Source organism: Synechococcus sp. PH41509, assembly GCF_020514285.1.
In the GTDB taxonomy this organism is placed as follows: Bacteria; Cyanobacteriota; Cyanobacteriia; order PCC-6307; family Cyanobiaceae; genus Parasynechococcus.
Map to the genome: position 1 here is coordinate 168,643 of NZ_VTLD01000005.1, position 22,128 is coordinate 190,770.

22 protein-coding genes, 1 tRNA gene, 1 other RNA gene and 1 riboswitch are annotated in these 22,128 nt (G+C 61.9%); of the genes, 10 read left to right on the forward strand and 14 right to left on the reverse strand.

Annotation, left to right across the window (positions count from 1 at the left end; genetic code table 11):
- Positions 1-1,152 (forward strand): FAD-binding oxidoreductase, encoded by a 1,152-nt coding sequence (locus FZZ88_RS03045; protein ID WP_166015756.1) that lies wholly within the window; start codon positions 1-3, stop codon positions 1,150-1,152.
- Here the strand turns inward: FZZ88_RS03045 and FZZ88_RS03050 are convergent.
- Both FZZ88_RS03050 and FZZ88_RS03055 read right to left on the reverse strand, forming a co-directional pair.
- Positions 1,137-1,991 carry a galactose mutarotase gene (locus FZZ88_RS03050; protein WP_206339013.1) on the reverse strand — a complete coding sequence of 285 codons (855 nt, stop codon included), beginning with the start codon at positions 1,989-1,991 and terminating at the stop codon, positions 1,137-1,139. The genes FZZ88_RS03045 and FZZ88_RS03050 overlap by 16 nt on opposite strands.
- Before the next feature lie 28 nt (positions 1,992-2,019).
- Positions 2,020-2,928: an alpha/beta fold hydrolase gene (locus tag FZZ88_RS03055; protein ID WP_166015760.1), complete on the reverse strand. Its 909-nt coding sequence runs from the start codon at positions 2,926-2,928 to the stop codon at positions 2,020-2,022.
- A gap of 48 nt (positions 2,929-2,976) precedes the next feature.
- On the opposite strand from FZZ88_RS03055, the gene FZZ88_RS03060 reads away from it, so the two are divergent.
- Positions 2,977-3,294 carry a hypothetical protein gene (locus FZZ88_RS03060; protein ID WP_166015762.1) on the forward strand — a complete coding sequence of 106 codons (318 nt, stop codon included), beginning with the start codon at positions 2,977-2,979 and terminating at the stop codon, positions 3,292-3,294.
- Between the two features lie 3 nt (positions 3,295-3,297).
- Here the strand turns inward: FZZ88_RS03060 and FZZ88_RS03065 are convergent, their stop codons facing one another.
- On the reverse strand, positions 3,298-4,671 hold the full coding sequence (locus tag FZZ88_RS03065) for a cation:proton antiporter (protein WP_166015764.1): 1,374 nt from the start codon (positions 4,669-4,671) through the stop codon (positions 3,298-3,300).
- Between the two features lie 212 nt (positions 4,672-4,883).
- Here FZZ88_RS03065 and FZZ88_RS03070 point away from each other — a divergent pair, with 212 nt between their 5' ends.
- The gene (locus FZZ88_RS03070; RefSeq protein WP_166015766.1) at positions 4,884-7,406 is read left to right on the forward strand and encodes a glycogen/starch/alpha-glucan phosphorylase; all 2,523 of its coding nucleotides are present in this window, start codon (positions 4,884-4,886) and stop codon (positions 7,404-7,406) included.
- Positions 7,407-7,661: 255 nt separating this feature from the next.
- Here the strand turns inward: FZZ88_RS03070 and FZZ88_RS03075 are convergent, their stop codons facing one another.
- From FZZ88_RS03075 to FZZ88_RS03085, 3 genes are all read right to left on the reverse strand, one after another.
- Positions 7,662-8,126: a hypothetical protein gene (locus FZZ88_RS03075; RefSeq protein ID WP_115024820.1), complete on the reverse strand. Its 465-nt coding sequence runs from the start codon at positions 8,124-8,126 to the stop codon at positions 7,662-7,664.
- A 37-nt stretch (positions 8,127-8,163) separates the two neighbouring features.
- Entirely contained in the window at positions 8,164-8,490 is a 327-nt protein-coding gene (locus tag FZZ88_RS03080; protein WP_115024821.1) for a hypothetical protein, read from the reverse strand.
- Between the two features lie 91 nt (positions 8,491-8,581).
- A tRNA-Arg gene (locus tag FZZ88_RS03085) sits at positions 8,582-8,655 on the reverse strand.
- A 38-nt stretch (positions 8,656-8,693) separates the two neighbouring features.
- On the opposite strand from FZZ88_RS03085, the gene rnpB reads away from it, so the two are divergent.
- An RNA gene (gene rnpB / locus FZZ88_RS03090) (RNase P RNA component class A) lies at positions 8,694-9,085 on the forward strand.
- A 27-nt stretch (positions 9,086-9,112) separates the two neighbouring features.
- Positions 9,113-9,838, forward strand: coding sequence for a ribonuclease III (gene rnc, locus FZZ88_RS03095; RefSeq protein WP_166015768.1), 726 nt, complete (start codon positions 9,113-9,115; stop codon positions 9,836-9,838).
- Here rnc and FZZ88_RS03100 read toward each other — a convergent pair.
- Together FZZ88_RS03100 and FZZ88_RS03105 are read right to left on the reverse strand one after the other, a co-directional pair.
- The gene (locus tag FZZ88_RS03100) at positions 9,796-10,623 is read right to left on the reverse strand and encodes an ion transporter (RefSeq protein ID WP_166015770.1); all 828 of its coding nucleotides are present in this window, start codon (positions 10,621-10,623) and stop codon (positions 9,796-9,798) included. The genes rnc and FZZ88_RS03100 overlap by 43 nt on opposite strands.
- 4 nt (positions 10,624-10,627) lie before the next feature.
- A complete protein-coding gene (locus FZZ88_RS03105) occupies positions 10,628-10,813 on the reverse strand; it encodes an NAD(P)H dehydrogenase subunit NdhS (RefSeq protein ID WP_115024823.1) in 186 nt (61 codons plus the stop codon).
- A 55-nt stretch (positions 10,814-10,868) separates the two neighbouring features.
- On the opposite strand from FZZ88_RS03105, the gene rimM reads away from it, so the two are divergent.
- Complete coding sequence (gene rimM, locus FZZ88_RS03110) at positions 10,869-11,402, forward strand: ribosome maturation factor RimM (protein ID WP_166016440.1); 534 nt, start codon at positions 10,869-10,871, stop codon at positions 11,400-11,402.
- 76 nt (positions 11,403-11,478) lie between these two features.
- The gene (locus tag FZZ88_RS03115) at positions 11,479-12,939 is read left to right on the forward strand and encodes a mannose-1-phosphate guanylyltransferase/mannose-6-phosphate isomerase (protein ID WP_166015772.1); all 1,461 of its coding nucleotides are present in this window, start codon (positions 11,479-11,481) and stop codon (positions 12,937-12,939) included.
- Positions 12,940-12,942: 3 nt separating this feature from the next.
- Here the strand turns inward: FZZ88_RS03115 and glmS are convergent, their stop codons facing one another.
- Both glmS and psaC read right to left on the reverse strand, forming a co-directional pair.
- Complete coding sequence (gene glmS, locus FZZ88_RS03120; RefSeq protein WP_166015774.1) at positions 12,943-14,832, reverse strand: glutamine--fructose-6-phosphate transaminase (isomerizing); 1,890 nt, start codon at positions 14,830-14,832, stop codon at positions 12,943-12,945.
- 54 nt (positions 14,833-14,886) lie between these two features.
- On the reverse strand, positions 14,887-15,132 hold the full coding sequence (gene psaC / locus FZZ88_RS03125; protein ID WP_006850103.1) for a photosystem I iron-sulfur center protein PsaC: 246 nt from the start codon (positions 15,130-15,132) through the stop codon (positions 14,887-14,889).
- 148 nt (positions 15,133-15,280) lie between these two features.
- On the opposite strand from psaC, the gene acpP reads away from it, so the two are divergent.
- Genes acpP through tkt form a run of 3 tightly spaced genes read left to right on the forward strand, consistent with a single transcriptional unit; the run spans position 15,281 to position 18,842 of the window.
- The gene (gene acpP / locus FZZ88_RS03130) at positions 15,281-15,523 is read left to right on the forward strand and encodes an acyl carrier protein (protein WP_011363161.1); all 243 of its coding nucleotides are present in this window, start codon (positions 15,281-15,283) and stop codon (positions 15,521-15,523) included.
- An 8-nt stretch (positions 15,524-15,531) separates the two neighbouring features.
- A complete protein-coding gene (gene fabF / locus FZZ88_RS03135; protein ID WP_166015776.1) occupies positions 15,532-16,779 on the forward strand; it encodes a beta-ketoacyl-ACP synthase II in 1,248 nt (415 codons plus the stop codon).
- A gap of 53 nt (positions 16,780-16,832) precedes the next feature.
- Positions 16,833-18,842 carry a transketolase gene (gene tkt, locus FZZ88_RS03140; protein ID WP_166015778.1) on the forward strand — a complete coding sequence of 670 codons (2,010 nt, stop codon included), beginning with the start codon at positions 16,833-16,835 and terminating at the stop codon, positions 18,840-18,842.
- A 114-nt stretch (positions 18,843-18,956) separates the two neighbouring features.
- Here the strand turns inward: tkt and thiC are convergent, their stop codons facing one another.
- From thiC to FZZ88_RS03160, 4 genes are all read right to left on the reverse strand, one after another.
- Positions 18,957-20,360: a phosphomethylpyrimidine synthase ThiC gene (thiC, locus tag FZZ88_RS03145; RefSeq protein WP_166015780.1), complete on the reverse strand. Its 1,404-nt coding sequence runs from the start codon at positions 20,358-20,360 to the stop codon at positions 18,957-18,959.
- Between the two features lie 46 nt (positions 20,361-20,406).
- A riboswitch (TPP riboswitch) is annotated at positions 20,407-20,512 on the reverse strand.
- A 31-nt stretch (positions 20,513-20,543) separates the two neighbouring features.
- The gene (locus FZZ88_RS03150; protein WP_166015782.1) at positions 20,544-21,158 is read right to left on the reverse strand and encodes a HEAT repeat domain-containing protein; all 615 of its coding nucleotides are present in this window, start codon (positions 21,156-21,158) and stop codon (positions 20,544-20,546) included.
- Positions 21,155-21,382: a DUF3188 domain-containing protein gene (locus tag FZZ88_RS03155; protein ID WP_115024832.1), complete on the reverse strand. Its 228-nt coding sequence runs from the start codon at positions 21,380-21,382 to the stop codon at positions 21,155-21,157. Before FZZ88_RS03155 ends, FZZ88_RS03150 begins: the two co-directional genes overlap by 4 nt.
- Positions 21,379-22,128, reverse strand: a 750-nt coding sequence (locus FZZ88_RS03160; protein ID WP_230332806.1) for an amidohydrolase, incomplete at its 5' end; no start/stop codon positions are given. The genes FZZ88_RS03160 and FZZ88_RS03155, both read right to left, overlap by 4 nt.

Consider the following 22,128-nt stretch of genomic DNA (forward strand, 5'->3'; position numbering starts at 1 on the left):
GTGAGCCATTCCCCCTCCAACCGCAGCGATCTGATCAACCTGGTGCGCCAGTGGCATCAGAGCGCCACACCCTGGAGTCCCAGTGGCCTGGGAACTCGCCTGGACTGGGGCCCGCCGCTGCATCCCAGCCACGAGGTGCTCTCCTGTCGCCACCTCAACCGGGTGATCGACCATGCCGTGGACGATCTGACCATCACGGTGGAAGCCGGCCTGCCACTGCAAGACCTGCAGGATCTACTAGCGGAACAGGGGCAATGGCTACCGATTGACTGGCCCCGGGCCGGCGCGCCCGGAACCATTGGCGGACTGGTGGCCCGGGGGCTGGCGGGGGGACTGCGTCAACGCCATCTGGGGGTGCGCGATCAGATCATCGGGATCGGCCTGTTGCGGGCTGATGGCGTCGAAGCCCGGGCCGGTGGACGGGTGGTGAAAAACGTGGCGGGCTACGACCTGATGCGGCTGCTCTGCGGCAGCTGGGGAAGCCTGGCGCTGATCACCGAACTCACCCTGCGGCTGCAGCCGGTGCGCTCTGCCCGAAGCGGTCTGCTCGTGGATGGAGACCTCGCCGCGCAAGACGACTTCCGCAATGCAGTTCTGCGCTCCAGCCTGACCCCGGAACGCTGTGACTGGATCAACAGCGGCGATGGCTCCTGGCGGCTGCGGCTTGTGGTGAGCAGCGTGTCGGACCAGGCGGTGGAAGACCAGCTGCTGCGGCTCGAAACGTTGGCGCTGAACCAGCTGCTCAGTACAGAACGGCAGGCTTGCGCTGATCCCCTGACCACCCCCATCGATGCCAGCCCCTCGGCGCAGCTGCTGCGGCTGGTGCTACCGCCGGCCCAATTGCAGGAGCTGTTGCAGGACGAGGCCATGACGGCCCTGAAGTCGTGGTGCTGGGAGCTGGCCGCCGGAGCCGGCTGTGGTGATGGCTGGTGCGATGCAGCGACACCGGATCACCAGCTGCAAGAACTGCGCCGCAGCGTGAGTCGCCTCGGCGGCGAAATGACGCTGTTAAAACGCACCGCTGGATCGACCCTGCCGGCTTGGGTTGACCGGCCCTCCCGATCGCTGATCGAAGCGGTGAAACGCCAATTCGATCCCAAGCTGCAACTCAGCCGCGGCCGGCTCCCCGGGGTGGATCAGGAGACGCTGTAGCGACAGGCGAGGGTCTGTTGGGCACCGGGCTCCAGCACCAGTTTTCGATCACCGCTGATCAAAGCCTGGCGCGGACCCGTCCAGGGTTCCAGACAGACCATCGGGCGGGGGGGCTCGGTCCAGACGACCGTGAGATCCATCGGATCCTGGTGCTGGAGCTGCAGCTGGGCACCGTTGGTGTCATCGATCAGAGTGACAGCACCGGCTGGACGGCAGAGGAAATCCACCCCATCGGGCAACCGGGTGAGCTGATCAGCCGTGGCGGCATCCGCCATCTCCAGATGATTGAGGCAGCGCTCCGCCAAGCCCGTGAGACGGGTCTGGGCCAGATCACTCACATTGAAGTAGGGATGCAGGCCATAACTGAACGGCATCACTGCAGCGCTGCGGTTGTGGATGGTGGTGCTGATCTCCAACGCACCATTAACCGGCCGCACCTCCATCTCCACCAGGAAAGCGAAGGGGTAAGCCTTGAGCGTTTCATCGGTGCTGGAAAGGCTGAGACGCACCCCGTTCTGGTCATCAAGCAGCTGCAAATTCCAGGGAAGATTCCGGGCAAAGCCATGCTGCTGGAGCGTGTGGTCGACGCCATCGACGGTGAGCAGGTCGCCGGGAAGGTTGCCGCAAATGGGGAACAACACCGGAATGCCACCGCGAATGCTGTTCGCAGGATCGGCATAGCGGTCCTGATCGAAATAAAGCACTTCGCGTTCACCGCAACGCCACTCGCTGACGATTCCTCCCCGCTCGGGGATGATCCGCAGCCGGTCACCGCTGGTGGGGTGCACGTACTCCCAATGGGCATAGGGAGCAGCTTGCTGGGTGAGGGTCATCGGCATCCGCCAGGTTGCGGAAAGTCTGGCCCAATCAAATAGCGGCGTGATCCGGTTTTGTCGGTGCTGTGGCCGACGTCAAGCCCGCAAGCCACTCCAAAAGAGCTGCATTCACCTGATCCGGCACCTCATCATGGGGGCAATGCCCGGCCTCCAACACCACCTCTGTGGTGGCAGCTGGCGCATGGCGCTGGAAAGTGGAGCGGCGACCAGGGGCATTGATCCAGGGATCACGGATGCCCCAGAGCAGCAGCAGCGGCGCCGTGAGTTCCGCGAAAAGCTCATCGAGGGGCTGACCGCGGGGGATATCGAAGACGGTACGGAACACCCCGAAGGCACCGGGATCCAGCGACGGGCGGCGGATCGACTCCACCAGCCAGTCATCGACGTTGGTTTTGTCCACATACACCTGGTTGAGGGTGCGGCGGATCGTGGCCCGACGGCGAAGGTTCTCGAACATCAGCCGCTGTAGCACCGGGCTCTTCAGCAGCGCCGTGCCGATGTTCTGACGGGCGATGGCTCCCCAACCTTGCGGAGGTTTCTGCTCATCACTGAACGGACCAGCGGCATTAAGCAGCACGACCCCCGCACAATCCGATCCCAATGCGGCCCCGGCGGCGAGAGCGGCGAATCCCCCCAAGGAATTACCAGCAATCACCGTCGGACGACCAATCCGCTCACGCACGTAGGCCACCAGCTGATCGCGCCACAGGGCGCCCCCATAGTTCAGCTCTGCCGGCTTGGCACTCCTACCGAATCCCAGCAGATCGATGGCGTGCACGGCATGGGTCTGAGCCAACACGGGAATGTTGTGACGCCAGTGATCTGTGGAGGCCCCGAACCCATGCACCAACAGAAGGGCCGGGCGATCTCCAAAGGCGTCAGGCTGTTGCTGCACCGCATGAACGGTGTGGCCGAGATGGTTCCAGGGCGTGGACTCCACAACGTTGTGCAAGAGCAGCGATGCTAGGCAGCAGTTTCGAGGAACTGGATGCAGGAGACCGGTGTATTCATCAGCCCTCTCGCCGATGGGGGGGTCTGGCGGGGTGCCCTGCTCTGGGCCATTGCCCTTTACATCCCCTTAAGTGCACCTCTGGCAGCGTTCGAAACCAGCCTGGCGGATAGCCCCCTGCCGCAGCTGTGGCGCCAAATCGCTCTGGTGACAAGCAGTCTCCTGCTCGCGCTGGTGGTGGGAATGGTCACCCAACTGGTTGCCAGCTGGGCCCTGGGTCCAGGCTGGGCCTCCAGCCTGGCGGCCATCGCCATTGGCTGGAGCCTTCTATTGGTTGCCTTCAATCGGGAGGATTAACGCTTAGTTGCCAGCCAGTGGATCAGCAGCGAATTCTTCAGGCACCTGATTGCCGTCCTCGGGGGGCTTGCCTTTCAGAACGATGCGCAGCAGCACAGGCGCGAGGAAGGTGGTGCCAATCACCATTAAAAGAATCGCAGCCTCAAGGCTGGGGCTGAGCAAACCGGAGGCGGTTCCCAAGCCCAAGAAAATCAAGCCGACTTCGCCTCGGGGCATCATCCCCAGACCAACAACAAGGTGGTTGGTCTTTTCCTTGCCAAAGATGGCCCAACCGGCGGCCACCTTGCCGATGATCGCCACCACGAACAGGAAGGCAGCCACCACGAGAGCGGAACGGGCACCGGGTTCAGAGGGATTGATGACTGACAGATCCATGCCGGCACCCACCAGCACGAAGAAGACTGTTGCAAAGAGCCCAACGATGGGGGTCACTGCCGCCTGAATCTCGTGACGGTGCTTGGAGGTGCTGGCAATGAGACCAGCAGCAAAGGCACCGAGCGCCGCTTCCAGGCCGATAGCTGACGCTACAAAACAGCTGGCGGCAAGAAGCAGATAGGAACCAATCAGTTTGGCGCCGGGGGCCTTCAATTGATCAATCATCCAATCAAAAGCCGGTGCCGCCTTTTGGCTGAGCAAGAGGGCGACCACCACAAACATCACAGCAGCCACCACGAGCTGAACGATGGGGCCAATTTCGAGATTTCCGCCAGCTGCCAAGGACACCACGATGGCCAGGATGACGATGCCGAGGATGTCGTCGAGCACGGCTGCTCCGATCACGATCTGACCCTCGCGTGTACGCAAATAACCCAGTTCACCGAAGACACTGGCGGTGATGCCGATGCTGGTGGCCGTCATCGAAGCACCAGCAAAAATTGCTGGGATCGCATCCACATGGAAGATCGCCATCAGTCCAAGCGTGCCAAGGGCGAAGGGCAGCACCACACCCACCACGGCAACACTGAAGGCCTGGGCCCCCACCGCCATCAGTTCCTCCAGCTCGCTTTCGAGACCGGTGAGGAACAGCAGGGAGTAAAGACCCAACGTGGCCACCGCCTGCAGGGCTCCGAAGCTCTCGTTGTAGAGAGCTGGGATTTCGTCCACCGGAACGTGTGACAGGCCGGAGACCAGCTCTGAAAAAGCTCCGGAAAGTTGCACTTGGGTCTCCGGCGGCACCAGAAGATGCAGACCCGAAGCACCGATTAGAACCCCAGCAAGAAGCTCACCAAGAATGGTGGGCAGCTCGAATCTCACGAGCACCTCCGCGAGGGAGCGGGCCGCCACAAAGATCAGCATGAAGCGAAGGACGCCGATCAGCGTTTCCGCCAATTCGAGGTCATGGCTGCTGATTTCGCTCAGCAGAGTGGGCAGCAGCATCAAGCCGGGCGTTACTCACGCCGAACCTTAATGGTGAATCCGCCAGAGAACTGTTCGCAAGATGATCTCAATTAACTGGAGATGCTGTAGAAGCACCCTTTTTTGCAGGCAGCCCTAGTTGTGATCGCTACGGTCCAAGTAATTCATTGAGTTGGGCTCCGAGCACCCCTGGCCTGACGGTGATTCCACGCTCCATAGCTCGCTGAACACCTATGACCATCTCCCAACCCTTCGATCTGCGTCTGCCGACCCCCGGCTGTTACAACGACCCCGAACGCGCCGGGCTGGATGCCAAGAGCGTGTTCGACGGCATGACCGAGCACCTGTTCTTCACGCTCGGCAAGCTCGCTCCCACCGCCAGCCGCCATGACCTCTACATGGCCCTGAGCTATGCGGTGCGCGACCGCTTGATGATGCGATATCTCGCCACCACTGAGGCGATGCGGGCCCACCCGCAGAAATCGGTGGCCTATCTGTCGGCGGAATTCCTGATTGGTCCGCAACTCCACAGCAACCTGCTGAACCTGGGGATTCAGAAGGAGGCCGAGGACGCACTCAAGAATTTCGGCATTGAGTCGTTGCAGCAGATCCTGGATGTGGAGGAGGAACCGGGTCTGGGCAACGGCGGGCTCGGGCGTCTGGCGGCTTGTTACATGGAGTCGCTGGCGAGCCTGAAGATCCCGGCCACCGGGTATGGCATCCGTTATGAATTCGGCATCTTCGACCAGCTGATCAGGGATGGCTGGCAGGTGGAGATCACCGACAAATGGCTCAAGGGCGGCTGGCCCTGGGAACTGCCCCAGCCCGATGAGGCCTGCTTCGTCGGCTTCGGTGGCCGCACCGAGAGCTACATCGATGACAAGGGCAACTACCGCTCGCGCTGGATCCCGGCGGAGCACGCGATTGGCATCCCCCATGACGTGCCGGTGCTGGGCTATCGGGTCAACATCTGCGATCGACTGCGGCTCTGGCGTGCCGATGCCACCGAAAGCTTCGACTTCTATGCCTTCAACATCGGCGACTACTACGGCGCTGTTGAGGAAAAGGTGGGCAGCGAGACGCTCTCCAAGGTGCTTTACCCCAATGACGGCACCGATGAAGGTCGGCGTCTGCGCCTCAAGCAGCAGCACTTTTTCGTCAGCTGCTCGCTTCAGGACATGCTGCGCAGCCTCGACAACCGAGGACTAGCCGTCGAAGACTTCGCCGACTACTGGACGGTTCAGCTCAACGACACCCATCCGGCCATCGCCGTTGCGGAGCTGATGCGCCTGCTGATCGACGATCGGCATCTGGAGTGGGATAAGGCCTGGGACATCACCTCCCGATCCGTGGCTTACACCAACCACACCCTGCTGCCCGAGGCTCTGGAAAAGTGGGATCTCGACCTTTTCAGCAGCCTGCTGCCTCGCCATCTCGAACTGATTTACGAGATCAACCGGCGTTTCCTGCAGCAGGTGCGACTGCGCTACCCAGGCAACGACGCCATCCAGCGCAAGCTCTCGATCATCGATGAAGAGGGAAGCAAAGCCGTGCGCATGGCACACCTGGCAACGATCGGCGCTCACCACGTCAATGGTGTGGCAGCACTTCACTCCGATCTGGTGAAAACCGACCTGCTGCCGGAGTTCGCAGCACTCTGGCCGGAGAAATTCACCAACGTCACCAATGGCGTCACCCCGCGCCGCTGGGTTGCCCTGGCCAACCCCGAGATGTCTGCCCTGCTGGATGAGCACGTAGGACCAGACTGGATCTCCAACATGGAGAACTTGCGCAAGCTGGAGGAAAGGCAGAACGACCATGGCTTCCTCGAGCTTTGGGGCAACACCAAGCTGTCCGTAAAACGCAAGCTGGCCACCTACATCCACCGCAACACAGGCGTGCTAGTGGATCCCGCCAGCCTGTTCGACGTGCAGGTGAAGCGCATCCACGAATACAAGCGCCAACACCTCAATGCACTGCAGGTGATTACCCAGTACCTACGGATCAAGAACGGTCAGACCGACGGCATGGCACCCCGCACCGTGATCTTCGGTGGCAAGGCTGCTCCCGGTTACTACATGGCGAAGTTGATCATCCGCTTCATCAACGGCATTGCCGACACCATCAACGCCGACCCCGACATGGATGGCCTGCTGCGAGTGGTGTTCCTGCCGGATTACAACGTGAAGCTGGGCGAGCAGGTTTACCCCGCCTCGGATCTTTCTGAACAGATCTCCACCGCCGGGAAGGAAGCCTCCGGTACCGGCAACATGAAGTTCGCCATGAATGGTGCCCTGACCATTGGCACCCTTGATGGAGCCAATGTGGAGATCCGGGAGCTCGTCGGTGCCCAGAACTTCTTCCTGTTCGGCAAAACCGTGGAGGAAATCACGGCCTTGAAGCAGGGTGGCTACCGCCCAGGCGATGTGATCGCCGCGCTGCCGGAACTGCAGGAAGCCCTGCGGCTAATCGAGATGGGCCACTTCAGCAACGGCGACGGCGAGCTGTTCCGCCCTCTGCTCGACAACCTCACCGGCAACGACCCCTTCTATGTCATGGCCGACTACGCCGACTACCTGCGGGCCCAGGACGCAGTCAGCCACGCCTGGAGCGACCGGATGCACTGGAATCGGATGTCTCTGCTCAACACGGCTCGCACCGGATTCTTCTCTTCCGACCGATCCATCAGCGAGTACTGCAACAACATCTGGGCCGTAGACCCACTCAACGTGGAGATCACCTGCGACGTGCGCTGATCGGCGACCTCTGCCTAAAGATCAATCTGAGCAGTTCCAGCCTCAAGCAAGCCCTGGTGGATTCCACCGGGGCTTTCATCTGGGATGAGGCTCAGAATCAGAACACACGTCCTGCAGCTTCAGAAGGAATGCAGCAGGCCTTGGGCTGGTGGGGAGACTTTTCCGTGCTCTTACACCAGCAATGAGGAGGGAATGATTGCTCAGTTATGCCGGCGCCACAGCACCCCTAACAACTCCTCTGAATGCACAGCTGGATCAGCTGCGGTCGGGTAAGTCGGGAGTCTGATGCAACAGACGGTTGAGCCGGAGACGATCCACATTCAACGGGTCAGGAGCCAACTCACCGGCCAATTCGCGGAACTTCTGTTCGATCTCCTCAGGGACGCGAACATCAAACACGCGCTCCATCAAGGCCTCGATCGAGAACAGATGGGCGTTGATGTTCTCCAGATCGGCAATGGCCTGCTGAAGTGAATCTCCCGATTCCTCAGGCAGTGGGGAACTCGGTGCTGCCGGCTTGGCAGCTGCATCAGCGGTCTGGCGGGAGCTGTGCTGTCTCTGGAGATCTTCCAGAACCCGGCCAGAAAGGGTGCGAAACGATTGGAGGGCTGCCCAGTTGAGCTCCTGCTGCTGACGAAGCGTGGGCGATTCCCGGATCAGCCGGTCATGCTCTCGGTAAAACCGTTGGCAATCCGGGCACTGGCAGGGCTCTTCCGGCAATGCAGTCCCTCGCGGTCATCTCCCACTATGCCACCGATCAAGCTGCCTGCTGTCCCAGATCCTCTTCAGACTGAGGGCCATCCTCTCCAGCCGTGTCGGGCAGCGGGATCTCAATGGAGGAGACCACACCGATCACATCCCGCAGCCGCATCGAATCAGCAAACCACCCCATGGCCTGTTCAGTGTCACCCCGACGTTCGGCATCACTGGCTTGATCTTCATGGGCTTCCGCCAACAGAGCCAGCCAGCAGAGGCAACGGGCCTGAACCACCGATAGATCGAGATCCGTGGGCTGGGACTCCGCAATCCGCTCGCTTTCCTGCTGCACCAACAGCCGCAGACGTAGATCGTGAAGCTGGGTCATGGCACCCACACGGTTGAAGCAACCCTAGCGGTGGTGAGCGATCTGCCCACCCCACCAGATGTAGCGTTAACTACTTCTTCAGCGATTCTCACGGGGCTGGCGGGACTCGAACCCACGACCTACGGTTTAGGAAACCGTCGCTCTATCCAGCTGAGCTACAGCCCCAGACCTCTGAATTATGCCCACGAGGCATGATGAGATCTGAAAGCAGGCGAGGTGGTTGCGGCCGATCTCTTTGAGTGTCGGCTGAGGAAAGTCCGGGCTCCCTGATGGCCAGGCTTGCTGGGTAACGCCCAGTGCGGGTGACCGTGAGGAGAGTGCCACAGAAACACACCGCCGATGGCCGGTTCACCGGCACAGGCAAGGGTGCAAAGGTGCGGTAAGAGCGCACCAGCAGCATCGAGAGGTGCTGGCTCGGTAAACCCCGGCTGGGAGCAAGGCCAAGGAACGACGGCTGGCCATCGGCCCCGTTCCGCTTGAACGCGCCGCTCGAGGCCGTCGGCAACGGCGGTCCCAGATAGATAGCCACCCACCCTCTGCAGATCAAACTCTGTGGTGGCGTGAACAGAACCCGGCTTATGTCCTGCTTTCAACCCCTTATCAGCGTTGCTCAGGAGTGCCTGTGGATCCATCCCGCGCCGCAGAGCTCACCGGCCTGATCCAGCGCCTGGACGCTGAAATCCCAATCGACCTGGAACTGCTGGCCCAGGTGGATCAGGCCCTCACCCACGTCTCGACCGGTCGCGCCAGCAACCTGGAACGGCTGGAATTCCTCGGCGATGCGGTGCTGCGGCTCGCCGCCACCGAATTCATCGACCGCCACCATGCTGATCTCAGCGTGGGGGCCTGCTCAAACCTGCGGGCTCAACTCGTCAGCGACCGCTGGCTGGCGGCCGTGGGTGCAACGCTTGCCATTGAGACGCATCTGCTGCTGGGGCGACACGCCCAGGGGGATCGTTCTGCTCAATCGAGGCTGCGGGCCGATGCCACCGAAGCGCTGATCGGAGCGTTGTACACCGCCCTTGGCAACCTGCAGGCGATTCACCGCTGGCTCGCCCCTCACTGGCACGCCACAGCTGAAGCGGTGCTGGCAACTCCCCACGAGTTCAACAGCAAATCCAGCCTGCAGGAATGGACCCAGGGCCAGGGCCTTGGACTGCCGACCTACCGCACTGAAGAACGCAGCAAGAGGCACGGCGATCCTGAGCGCTTCCAGTGCCAGGTGAGCATCCAAGACAGGCAGCTGGCCGAAGCGAAGGGCCGCTCCCGCAAGGAAGCGGAGCAGAACGCCGCCGCTGCCGGCCTTCAGATTCTGGCGGGCAGCAAGGCACCGCAGGCATCGCAATGAAGGGCATCCCTGCGATGCCCCTGACGCCCACAGCTGCTGCAGATCACATCCACCCCTTTCTGCTGGTGATGCCGCACTCCCGACACCGTCAAGATCCCGGTGGGGATGGCAATGATGCCGAAACCCAAGAGCATCACCACCGAGGCCAGCAACCGCCCCAGTTCCGTCTGAGGCACCACATCGCCGTATCCAACCGTGGTCATCGTCACGATCGCCCAGTAGACGCCACTCGCCACCGTCTGGAACTGGGAATCCGGCCGAACACTCTCGATCACGAAGATGCTGTAGCCGAGAACGACCTGCAGCAGAAACACAAAGAACAGGAAGACGCCAATGGTGCGAGCACTGCCCCGCAGCGCCTGGCCCAGCACGCGGGCCTCATCAATGAACTTGAGCAGCTTGAACACCCGCAAGATGCGGCCAAACTTGAACACCCACAGCAACAGCTCACTGCGCACCTGCGGCACGAAGAAGAACAGCACCGCTGAGGCGTCAATCAATCCGGTGAAGCTGAACAAATAGCGCCGGGGCTTCTCCACCAAGGCCAGATGCAGCACGAAATCCGCCGCAAACACCGCAAGACAAAGGTTTTGAACCAGATCGATCCAAAGCACATTCGTCTGGCGCAGGGCTGAGTTGCCCAAGGGGTCCGGCTCCAGCAGCAACGCCAGAACGCTCAACAGAATTGCCCCGAAAATGACGGCGTTGTAGGCCTTGCCCGCTGGAGTGCTGGCTTCCAGCACCGTGGCCCGCAAGCGTTGACGCAGGCTGCGGTCGGTGTCCATCGCCCTATGCCGGCTGGAGGTCTTTCAACCGCAGGGTCACCAACTTGTCCCAGTTGCCGCCTTCAAACAGAACGGCCGCACGGTCGCCGCTGATCCGCTGCACGAAGCCGGTGTAGCCGTTGTAAATCGAGGTGGCATCAGCCACGGTCACCGTGGAGCCAGGAAGGATGGGAGCAGGTGCAGACGCCATGGCTCGGTCGCGGACGGATCTGGCGCCATTATCGGCAGAGTGTGCTGCGGATGGCATGGCAGAAAGCGACGACTGGCTGAGCGTCGGCAAGATCGTGGGGGTCCAAGGGCTGCAGGGGGAACTGCGGGTCAACCCCGCCAGTGATTTCCCAGAGCGCTTCACGGCACCGGGTCCTCGGTGGCTGCGCAGCCGCCAAGGGGGTGAGCCCACGGAAATCCGGCTCAAGAAAGGCAGGCAACTGCCTGGCAAGTCGCTGTTCGTGGTGCGGTTCGAAGGAGTCGACAACCGCAGCGCCGCCGAGGCCCTAGTGGGGCAGGAGCTGCTGGTGGCGGGAGACGATCGGCCCGAACTGGCGGAGGGGGAATTTCACCTGCTCGATCTTGTCGGGCTGGAGGCAAGACTCACAACTGATGGCCCAGCCATCGGCACGGTGACCGACCTGATCAGCGGCGGCAACGAACTGCTCGAGATCAAAACAGCCGATGGACGCAAGCTTCTGATTCCATTCGTGGAAGCGATCGTTCCGGAGGTGCAGCTCGAGAATGGCTGGCTGCTCATTACCCCGCCGCCGGGCCTGCTGGAGCTCTAAAGCGAATCCATCCCCTCCAGGGCATCGACAGAAGCCCCTGAGGCAAGCGAATCTGGGTCACCGCCTTCAGGACGAGATGGCCTCCACACCGCTGATTCCTGTGATCCTCTGCGGAGGAACCGGCACGCGCCTGTGGCCGCTGTCGCGAGCGAGTTATCCCAAGCAGTACTGGCCGTTAAGTGGTGACAGCGAAGCGACGCTGCTGCAACAGACCCAGCAACGCCTCAATGGTCTGGAGGCCCTCGCGGCTCCGCTGTTGCTCTGCAACGAAGATCACCGCTTCATCGTGGCTGAACAAATGCGACAGATCGGGGTCGAGCCGAACGCGATCCTTCTGGAGCCGATGGGCCGCAACACCGCCCCAGCCGTGACGGTGGCCGCACTGCAGGCCACGGCCAACGGCGACGACCCGCTGCTGCTGGTGCTGGCGGCGGATCACCTGATCCGCGATGCCGCCCAATTCCGCCGGGCCATCGACGCTGGACGCAAACCTGCCGAGGAGGGGCGCCTGGTGACCTTCGGCATCGTGCCGACAGCACCAGAAACCGGCTATGGCTACATCGAGGCCAGCGAACCGTTCTCGCTCAATGGACCCGAGCATGTGCCGATCAAGCGTTTTGTGGAGAAGCCCGACCAAGCAACGGCAGAACAATTTCTAGCCACCGGCCGCTTCACCTGGAACAGCGGCATGTTCCTGTTCCGGGCCAGCGCCATGCTGGCGGAACTGGAGCGCCTGGCCCCAGAAGTGGTGAGCTGCTGCCGGGCGGCTCTTGAGCAGGACACGGCCGACCTGGAATTCCATCGGCTGGAACGGGAGGCCTTTGCCAAGTGCCCCAACGTGGCCATTGATGTGGCCGTGATGGAAAAAACAGAACTGGGCAGTGTGCTGCCGCTGGACGCGGGATGGAGCGATGTCGGTAGCTGGAGTGCCCTCTGGGAAACCTCTGAAAATCGGGATTCCCAAGGCAATGTGCTGCAGGGCCACGTGATCTCCGAAGGCAGCCGGAACTGCTACCTGCGCAGCGAACACCGGCTGGTGGTGGGCCTGGGGGTTGAAAACCTGGTGGTGGTGGAAACCGACGATGCCGTGTTGATTGCGGATCGCTCTAAAGCCCAGGAGATCAAGACCGTGGTGAAGCAGCTGGAGGCCGAGGGCAGTCCGGAGGGCAAGGCGCATCGCAAGATCTATCGCCCTTGGGGTCATTACACCGGTGTCGTGGAAGACAGCCGCTGGCAGGTGAAGCGAATCTCAGTGAAACCCGGCGCGAGCCTTTCCTTGCAGATGCATCACCATCGCGCTGAGCACTGGGTGGTGGTGAAGGGCACGGCCCTGGTGGAGCGCGATGGAGACGAGCAGCTGGTGGGGGAAAACCAGAGCACCTACATCCCGATGGGCTGTAAACACCGCCTGTCCAATCCCGGCCGGATCCCGGTGGAACTGATCGAGATCCAAAGCGGCACTTACCTCGGCGAAGACGACATCGTGCGTTTCCAAGACCGCTACGGCCGCAGCGATCTCAGCATCAGTGCCAGCTGAGGTTCACTCCACCGTCACGCTCTTGGCAAGGTTGCGGGGTTGATCCACATCCAGGCCGCGATGGGCCGCGATGTGGTAGCTCAGCAACTGCATCGGAACGACGGTGAGCAGAGGGCTGACCCACTCACTGACGGAGGGAACCGGCAGCAGTTCGTCAAACAAATCGGTATCGGGCCCCTGGGGCGCCACACCGATCAACTGCGCGTCGCGGGCCTTGGCTTCCTGAGCGTTGCTGAGAACCTTTTCGAACACCACACCGGGCACGGCGATCGACACCACTGGCACCCGGGAATCCAGAAGGGCGATCGGCCCATGCTTCATCTCACCCGCTGGGTAACCCTCGGCATGGATGTAGCTGATTTCCTTCAGTTTCAACGCTCCTTCCAGAGCAATCGGGTAGTTGATGCCCCGGCCCAGGAAAATCACATCCTGAGTGTCGGCAAAGCGGTGGGCCAGGGCCTCCGAGCGCTGATCATGCAGATCCACCAGCTGACGCAGCTGCTGAGGCAAGGTCCGCAATTCATCCGCCAACGCTTTGATCTCAGCCGCGGAGCGTGCGCCACGACGGGCAGCAAACGCCATGGCCAAGCCATAGAAAGCCAAGAGCTGGCCGAGGAAGGTCTTGGTGGCGGCCACGCCGACTTCGATACCGGCCCCGATATCGAGAATGTGCGGCACCTGACGCGACAGGGAGCTTTCCGGACGGTTGGTCACCCCCAGTTGGCGGGGGGCAAAGGCCGGATCCCCATGGGCCAGACGCCGCTCCGCCTCCATGGCCAGGGCGGCCAGGGTGTCTGCCGTTTCACCGGACTGGGTGACGCCAATGGTGAGGGTGTGGGGAGCCAGCGGCGGCGGGGCGTAACGGAATTCACTGGCGTAATGCACCGATGTGGGTATTCCTGCGAACTGCTCCAACAGGTAGGCCCCCACCATCGCGGCGTGGCGGCTGGTGCCGCAGGCCAGGATCTGAATCCGCTCGATCCCTGCGTAGAAGGCATCATCCATCGGCAGCGCCACCGGCTGCTCAGTCGCCAGCCCCTGGGGCAGATGGCGGGCCACCCACAGCTCCGCGGTTTCCGGTTGCTCATGGATTTCCTTGAGCATGAAGTGGCGGAACTCGCGTTTGTCCGCCACATGATCCACCCCGCTGAGCTGGGTGGGCATGCGTTGCTGGCGCACCCCTGCGGCGTCGTAGAGCTCAACGCCAAGGGGTGAGAGCAAGGCCACCTCGCCGTCTTCCATCGGCAAGATCGTGCGGGTGAAACCTGCTAAGGCCGGTGTGTCGCTGGCACAGAGGAATTCCCCTTCACCCAACCCGATCAAGAGGGGTGCCGCCTTGCGAGCCACCACAAGTGCACCCGGCGCCTGATTCCAGATCACCGCCAGGGCATAGGCCCCTTGCAACTTGGGCAGCACCCGCTGCAGAGCCTCCAGCAAAAGACCACCGCCTGGGGTGCCGCCCCCTGCTTGCAGCTGCTGAAGCTCCACAGCAAGAAGATGAGGAATCACCTCGGTGTCCGTCTCCGACTGAAACACCACCCCTGAAGCCTGCAGCTGCTCCCGCAGGGAACGGTGATTCTCAATAATTCCGTTCTGCACCACGGCCACAGCCCCATCACTGCTGCGGTGTGGATGGGCATTGCGCTCCTCCGGTTTGCCGTGGGTGGCCCAGCGGGTATGGCCAATGCCGCATTGCCCGGGAGCCCCTTGAGCCTCCACTAAGGCGGTGAGGTTGCGCAGCTTGCCCTTCGCCCGCAGACAGGTCAGCACCCCTGGAGCATCAACCGTCGCAATCCCGGCGGAGTCGTAACCGCGGTACTCCAGCTGACGAAGTCCCTCCAGCAGCTGGGGTGCCGCTTCTCGGGAGCCCACCAGGGCAACGATTCCGCACATACAAAAAAAGCCCGGCTGAAGCCGGGCAGAGCTTATGAGGTGAAGCGGTTCAAATCAGTAGGCCAGGCCCATCGAGCGGGTCGTCTCATCTCCGAGATAGACGCGGATGCTCAGGAAGTCGGTAGGGCAGGCGGTTTCGCAGCGCTTGCAACCCACACAGTCTTCGGTGCGCGGCGATGACGCGATCTGGCCGGCCTTACAGCCGTCCCATGGCACCATCTCAAGCACGTCGAGAGGGCAGGCACGCACGCACTGGGTGCAACCGATGCAGGTGTCGTAGATCTTGACGGCGTGGGACATGTGCCCGATTCATACGAAGGCTTGAAGCAAACGTACCCCTCCCTGAGAAGTCCTTGGCCATGCCGTCACCGTTGTTAACGGCGGGGGCACTTCGCGAGGTGATCCCTGAGGGCGTGCCCGTAAGATGCAGCGTCCCGTTGCCACGGCTATGTCCCAGGAAGCGATCCTCGAGAAGGTCCGTTCGATCGTTGCGGAGCAACTGAGTGTTGACTCCGGCGAAGTGAAGCCGGAATCCAACTTCCAGAACGATCTGGGTGCTGATTCTCTGGACACCGTGGAACTCGTGATGGCCCTGGAAGAGGCCTTCGACATCGAGATTCCCGACGAAGCTGCTGAAGGCATCACCACCGTTGGCGACGCCGTCAAATACATCGAAGACAAGCAAGCCTGAACAACGCAATGGTGGATGGTCTCCATCGCGTCGTCATTACCGGCCTCGGCGCGGTCACACCGATCGGCAACACGGTTCAGGATTACTGGAACGGCCTCACCTCCGGCAGCAACGGAGTAGAGTCCATTACCCTGTTCGATGCATCTGAGCACGCCTGTCGCTTTGCGGCGGAGGTGAAGGATTTCGATCCGACAGGTTTCATCGAACCGAAGGAAGCCAAGCGCTGGGATCGGTTCTGCAAGTTCGGCGTGGTGGCAGCCAAGCAGGCTGTGGCCCATGCCGGCCTTGACATCAACGACGCGAATGCGGATCGAATCGGCACGATCATCGGCTCCGGCGTCGGCGGACTGCTGACGATGGAAACCCAAGCCCACGTGCTCGAGGGCCGCGGTCCGGGACGGGTGAGCCCGTTCACGGTGCCGATGATGATCCCCAATATGGCCACAGGTTTAGCGGCGATTGCCCTGGGCACCAAAGGCCCCAGCTCTGCTGTGGCCACCGCCTGCGCCGCCGGCTCCAATGCTGTTGGTGATGCCTTCCGGTTACTGCAGCTGGGCAAGGCGGACGCGATGGTTTGCGGTGGCGCCGAATCGGCGATCACTCCCCTAGGGGTTGCCGGCTTCGCCAGCGCCAAGGCCTTGTCGTTCCGCAATGACGATCCGGCCACGGCTAGTCGTCCGTTCGACAAAGAGCGGGATGGCTTTGTGATCGGTGAAGGTGCTGGCGTGCTGGTGCTCGAAACGCTCGAGCATGCCCAAGCCCGTGGCGCCAAGATCCTCGCCGAAGTGGTGGGCTACGGCATGACCTGCGATGCCCACCACATCACCTCACCCACGCCCGGCGGCGTCGGGGGAGCTGAAGCGATGCGCCTGGCCCTGGCCGATGGCGGGATCGATGCTTCGGAAATCGACTATGTCAACGCCCACGGCACCAGCACCCCGGCGAACGACAAGAACGAGACCTCGGCGATCAAGAGCGCACTGGGCGACCGTGCGCTGCAGATTCCCGTGAGCTCCACCAAATCGATGACCGGTCACCTGCTGGGTGGCTCCGGCGGCATCGAAGCCGTGGCCTGCGTGCTGGCGCTGCAACACGGCGTCGTGCCCCCCACGATCAACCACACCACCCCGGATCCCGACTGTGATCTGGATGTCGTGCCGAATACGGCGCGGGATCAGACACTGGGAACCGTCTTGTCCAACTCCTTCGGCTTCGGCGGCCACAACGTCTGCCTGGCTTTCAAACGCGCCCGCTGAGCCTTACCGCTCACGCCGTGCGTCAAAATCGCTCCAACTTTCCTACTAACACCATGGTCGCTGCGCCCGCGTCACTCGACACGCTCTGCATCAACAGCATTCGGATGCTGGCTGTCGACGCCATCAACAAGTCCAACAGCGGCCACCCCGGCCTGCCGATGGGCTGCGCACCCATGGGTTATGCGCTCTGGGACAAGTTCCTCAAGCACAACCCCAAGAACCCCAAGTGGTTCAACCGCGACCGCTTCGTGCTGTCTGCTGGCCACGGCTGCATGCTGCTCTACGCCCTGCTGCACCTCACCGGCTACGACTCGGTGACCATCGACGACATCAAGCAGTTCCGTCAGTGGGGCTCCAAAACCCCCGGTCACCCCGAAACCTTTGAAACTCCGGGCGTTGAAGTGACCACCGGCCCTCTGGGTGCCGGCATTTCCAACGCAGTGGGTCTGGCCATCGCTGAATCCCACCTGGCGGCCAAGTTCAACAAAGCTGACGCCACCGTGGTTGATCACTACACCTATGTGGTGATGGGTGACGGCTGTAACCAAGAAGGTGTCTCTTCCGAAGCTGCCTCCCTGGCTGGTCACCTCAAGCTGGGCAAGCTGATCGCCCTGTACGACGACAACAGCATCACCATCGACGGCCGCACCGATGTGTCCTTCACAGAGGACGTGCTGAAGCGCTACGAGGCCTATGGCTGGCACGTACAGCACGTGGCCGAGGGCAACACCGATGTGGATGCCATCGCCAAAGCGATCGAAGCCGCCAAGGCAGTGACCGACAAGCCGTCGATCATCAAGGTGACCACCATCATTGGCTACGGCTCCCCCAACAAGGCCGACACCGCCGGCGTGCATGGTGCTGCTCTGGGTGAAGAGGAAGCAGCCCTGACCCGTCAGCAGCTGGGTTGGGACTACGCCCCCTTCGAAATTCCACAGGACGCCTACGACCAGTTCCGCCAAGCCATTGACCGTGGCGCCAGCCTCGAGGCCGAGTGGAACCAGACCCTGGCCACTTACCGCACCAAGTACCCCACGGAAGCCGCCGAGTTCGAGCGGATGCTGCGCGGAGAGCTACCCGAGGGTTGGGACAAGGACCTGCCCACTTACACCCCGGAAGATGGTGGATTGGCCACCCGGAAGCACTCCCAAATCTGCCTGGGTGCTCTGGGACCCAACCTGCCCGAGCTCATTGGCGGCTCCGCTGACCTCACCCACTCCAATTACACGGACATAAAGGGTGAAACCGGCTCTTACCAGGCCAGCAGCCCTGAAAAGCGCTACCTCCACTTCGGTGTGCGCGAGCACGCCATGGCCGCCATCCTCAACGGCATCGCTTATCACAACAGTGGTTTGATCCCCTACGGCGGCACCTTCCTGGTGTTCGCCGACTACATGCGCGGCTCCATGCGCCTATCTGCCCTGAGCATGCTGGGTGTGATCTACGTGCTCACCCACGACTCCATCGGCGTCGGCGAAGACGGCCCCACCCACCAGCCGATCGAAACCATCCCATCGCTCCGCGCGATGCCAGGGATGTTGGTGTTCCGTCCTGGAGACGGCAACGAGACCAGTGGTGCTTACAAGGTGGCGATCCAAAACCGAAATCGTCCCAGCTCCCTCTGCCTCAGCCGTCAGGGCATGGCCAACCAGGCCAATTCCTCCATCGACAAGGTGGCACTTGGTGGTTACGTGCTCGAAGACTGCGCGGGCACTCCCGATCTCATTTTGATCGGTACCGGCACCGAGCTCGACCTCTGCGTTCAGGCAGCCAAGCAACTCACCGCTGAAGGCAAGCAGGTGCGCGTGGTGTCCATGCCCTGCGTCGAACTGTTCGACGAGCAGACCGATGCCTACAAGGAGGAAGTGCTCCCCAACGCCGTGCGCAAGCGCATGGTGGTGGAAGCTGCTGAGTCCTTCGGCTGGCACCGTTTCATCGGCCTGGATGGCGACAGCGTCACCATGAACCGCTTCGGTGCTTCCGCCCCCGGCGGCACCTGCCTCAAGGAATTCGGTTTCACCGTGGAGAACGTGGTCGCCAAGGCCAAAGCTCTGCTCGGCTGATCCCCACAGAACCCTTCAACCCCCCCCTGCTTAGGCAGGGGGGTTAGTGGCTTCTACAAAAAAGCCCGACGTCCGAAAGGACGCCGGGCAAATGACTGGATACAAACGACCTGATCAATCAGCTTTGTCGAGCTTGACCGGAGTGAGCTCTGCAGCGCCTGCTTTGGTTTCGAGCACCTTTTGCAGACCTTCAAGGTCCTCATCGGTGATCTTGGTCTGCATCGGGCAGTGCTTCGGTCCACACATGGAGCAAAACTCAGCCTGCTTGTAGATGTCAGCAGGCAGGGTTTCATCGTGATACTCCTTGGCCCGCTCAGGGTCCAAGGACAACTCGAACTGCTTGTTCCAATCGAAGGCATAGCGGGCCCGGCTGAGCTCATCATCCCGGTCCCGGGCACCGGGGCGGTGACGGGCGATGTCAGCCGCATGAGCAGCGATCTTGTAGGCGATCAGGCCTTCGCGCACGTCTTCGGCATTGGGCAGACCGAGATGCTCCTTCGGGGTCACGTAGCAGAGCATCGCCGTGCCATGCCAACCGGCCATAGCCGCGCCAATGGCTGAGGTGATGTGGTCGTAACCGGGGGCAATGTCGGTGACCAGGGGGCCGAGCACATAGAAGGGTGCTTCGCTGCACTCCTCCATCTGCTTTTTGACGTTGAACTCGATCTGGTCCAGCGGCACGTGGCCAGGGCCCTCCACCATCACCTGGACGTCGTGCTTCCAAGCCCGACGGGTCAGTTGGCCCAAGGTGTGCAGTTCGGCCAGTTGAGCGGCGTCTGAGGCATCGTGCTGGCAACCAGGGCGCAGAGAATCACCCAGCGAGAAGGTGCAGTCGTAGCGCTTGAAAATCTCGCAGATGTCGTCGAACCGTGTGTAGAGAGGGTTCTGGCGATGGTGATAGAGCATCCATTGGGCCAAGATGCCGCCACCACGGCTGACGATGCCGGTAATGCGGCCCTTCACCTTGGGCAGGTGCTCGATCAACAGACCGGCGTGGATGGTCTGGTAATCAACTCCCTGCTGGCAGTGCTTCTCAATGATGTGGAGGAAGTCATCCTCATCGAGCTTCTCGATTGAGCCATGCACGCTTTCCAGCGCCTGATACACCGGCACCGTGCCGATGGGCACCGGAGACGCGTTGATGATCGCGGTGCGCACCTCATCAAGATTCACTCCGCCAGTGGAGAGATCCATCACCGTGTCGGCGCCGTACTTCACCGCCAACTTGAGCTTGTTCACCTCCTCGGCAGCGTCCGACGCATTGGGTGAAGCGCCGATATTGGCGTTCACCTTGCACTTGCTGGCGATGCCAATCGCCATCGGCTCCAGGTTGGCGTGATTGACGTTTGCCGGGATGATCATTCGCCCCCGAGCCACTTCCTCCATCACCAGCGACTCGGGCAGGTTCTCCCGTTTGGCCACATGGGCCATTTCTTCAGTCACTAGCCCCTGACGGGCGTAATGCATCTGAGAGACATTGGCCTGGCCCTTGCGGGACTCAACCCAGGAAGCGCGCATGATCTGAGGTGCGACGGATTGCCCAGGGGTCGACTTTTTGGCCGTAGATCACGCTCAAACACTTCCCTGCGCCGGCATAACCCGGGATCAGGTTCGGAGGGTGTGATCTCAGTCTGAGCGCGTTTTGAACTCAGACACCCCTAGTGATGTCTAAAAGCTAGCAAGCGTTCCTGAAAGCAAGCTTTAGCTTGATTGCAGGCCGTTTAGAACTGCCGCCACGACACGGTGATCACCGTCCTGCTGCAGAGATTGCAACAAGCTTCTGGCCTGCAGGGCAATGGGATCGTTTCCCCCTTCCCGGACGATCCGACTCAGGATTTCAGCTCCACTGACCCGCACAATGCCATCGGCATCGGCAACGGCAATCGTCGCCAATTCAAGCAACCAACCCAGATCAATGCCGGGCTGCTCCGCCAAGGCGGACAAAATGCTGCAGCGCACCAGCCAGGCGTTGTCCGCCTCGAAAGCCGAGAGCAGCAGAGGCCAGGCCCGCTCGACTCCATAACTGGCCAGGGAGTTAGCTGCTTCGGCCCGGACGTTGGGGTCCTCATCCGCAGTGATCAACTTACTGAGCACGGCCCAGCCCTGCTCAGTGCGCTTGTAGCCCAGGCCGCTGCAACTCAAAGAGCGCACCAAAAAGGGTTTTTGCTCTGTGCCCAGCACCAGCAACGGCACCGCCTCCGCATCCGAGCAATGGCGAAGCTGGGTGATCGCTGGCATCGCCTTCACAGGGTCTCCGCTAGCGATGGCCAGGCGCACAGTGTCGAGATCAGGCTTCTGGGGGTCGGTCTCACTCATGGGTTGCTGCCGGGGGTGCGCGCCCGCTGAAGATCGGCTAACAGCCTGGCGCGGCGACGCTGCCGACCGAGAGCGCTGCTGATCATCAGGCCCGAACCAACCAGCACCGCCGGAAGCACCTGGACTTGATCTTTCCCCTGACGCTGATGTGAGGCCAGCAGGGCCAGAAGGATCAGCAGTGGTGCCCCAAGGGAAACCCAAATCACAGCGCGGCGTTGGTTCATGACGAAGCGTTCTCCGCGATCCAAGCCAGCAAGGTGGCAGTGAGCACGGCAATACCAACACCGAGGGCATCCTCCTCCAGGGCGAAGGCCCCGTTATGCAACGGGGCACACCCTTCAGGCCCAGCAACCCCAAGCCGCACCATCATTCCCGGCACATCCCGAAGCAACTCAGCAAAGTCTTCCGCCCCCAAGGAGGGTTGCTCCACCGGCAGCACCTTGCCGCGGCCCAAACAATCCACCGCACAGCGCTCGAGGAGATCCGTGAGCTGCGGATCGTTGTGCACCGGCGGCGCAATGCAGCGGTAGTTCACCACAGCCATGCCGCCTCCGCTAGCGCAAATCCCCTGCACCGTCTCTTCGATCCAAGCCGGCAACTGGGCGTGCTGCTGCAGATCCAGGCAGCGCACCGTGCCCAGCAAGCGCACTTGATCAGCAATCACATTGAAGGCGCGACCCCCGTCCACCTTGCCGAAACTGATGACCACCGGCTGCAACGCATCCAAGCGGCGAGCGATCGTCTGTTGCAACTCCGTGATCACGCGGGCGGCAAGCCAAATAGCATCCACCGACTGATGGGGGCGGGCACCATGCCCCCCTTCCCCCTGCACCAGGATCTCCAGCTCGCCGGCCGCCGCGGTGAGACAGCCCCGTCTGATCCCGACCGTGCCCACCGGCAGATTCGGCACCACATGGAGCCCATACAACGCATCGAGGCCCTCCACCGCCCCCGCATCCCGCATCCATAC

Bases quoted from the DNA above. Each gene is read 5' to 3' on its own strand.
- fabF (WP_166015776.1), top strand. From the start codon at position 15,532: ATGGTGGATGGTCTCCATCGCGTCGTCATTACCGGCCTCGGCGCGGTC.
- thiC (WP_166015780.1), bottom strand. From the start codon at position 20,360: ATGCGCGCTTCCTGGGTTGAGTCCCGCAAGGGCCAGGCCAATGTCTCT.
- FZZ88_RS03100 (WP_166015770.1), bottom strand. From the start codon at position 10,623: ATGGACACCGACCGCAGCCTGCGTCAACGCTTGCGGGCCACGGTGCTG.
- rimM (WP_166016440.1), top strand. From the start codon at position 10,869: ATGGCAGAAAGCGACGACTGGCTGAGCGTCGGCAAGATCGTGGGGGTC.
- FZZ88_RS03105 (WP_115024823.1), bottom strand. From the start codon at position 10,813: ATGGCGTCTGCACCTGCTCCCATCCTTCCTGGCTCCACGGTGACCGTG.
- acpP (WP_011363161.1), top strand. From the start codon at position 15,281: ATGTCCCAGGAAGCGATCCTCGAGAAGGTCCGTTCGATCGTTGCGGAG.
- psaC (WP_006850103.1), bottom strand. From the start codon at position 15,132: ATGTCCCACGCCGTCAAGATCTACGACACCTGCATCGGTTGCACCCAG.
- FZZ88_RS03150 (WP_166015782.1), bottom strand. From the start codon at position 21,158: ATGAGTGAGACCGACCCCCAGAAGCCTGATCTCGACACTGTGCGCCTG.
- FZZ88_RS03050 (WP_206339013.1), bottom strand. From the start codon at position 1,991: ATGCCGATGACCCTCACCCAGCAAGCTGCTCCCTATGCCCATTGGGAG.
- FZZ88_RS03115 (WP_166015772.1), top strand. From the start codon at position 11,479: ATGGCCTCCACACCGCTGATTCCTGTGATCCTCTGCGGAGGAACCGGC.
- FZZ88_RS03080 (WP_115024821.1), bottom strand. From the start codon at position 8,490: ATGACCCAGCTTCACGATCTACGTCTGCGGCTGTTGGTGCAGCAGGAA.
- FZZ88_RS03155 (WP_115024832.1), bottom strand. From the start codon at position 21,382: ATGAACCAACGCCGCGCTGTGATTTGGGTTTCCCTTGGGGCACCACTG.
- FZZ88_RS03060 (WP_166015762.1), top strand. From the start codon at position 2,977: ATGCAGGAGACCGGTGTATTCATCAGCCCTCTCGCCGATGGGGGGGTC.
- FZZ88_RS03065 (WP_166015764.1), bottom strand. From the start codon at position 4,671: ATGCTGCTGCCCACTCTGCTGAGCGAAATCAGCAGCCATGACCTCGAA.
- tkt (WP_166015778.1), top strand. From the start codon at position 16,833: ATGGTCGCTGCGCCCGCGTCACTCGACACGCTCTGCATCAACAGCATT.
- glmS (WP_166015774.1), bottom strand. From the start codon at position 14,832: ATGTGCGGAATCGTTGCCCTGGTGGGCTCCCGAGAAGCGGCACCCCAG.
- FZZ88_RS03070 (WP_166015766.1), top strand. From the start codon at position 4,884: ATGACCATCTCCCAACCCTTCGATCTGCGTCTGCCGACCCCCGGCTGT.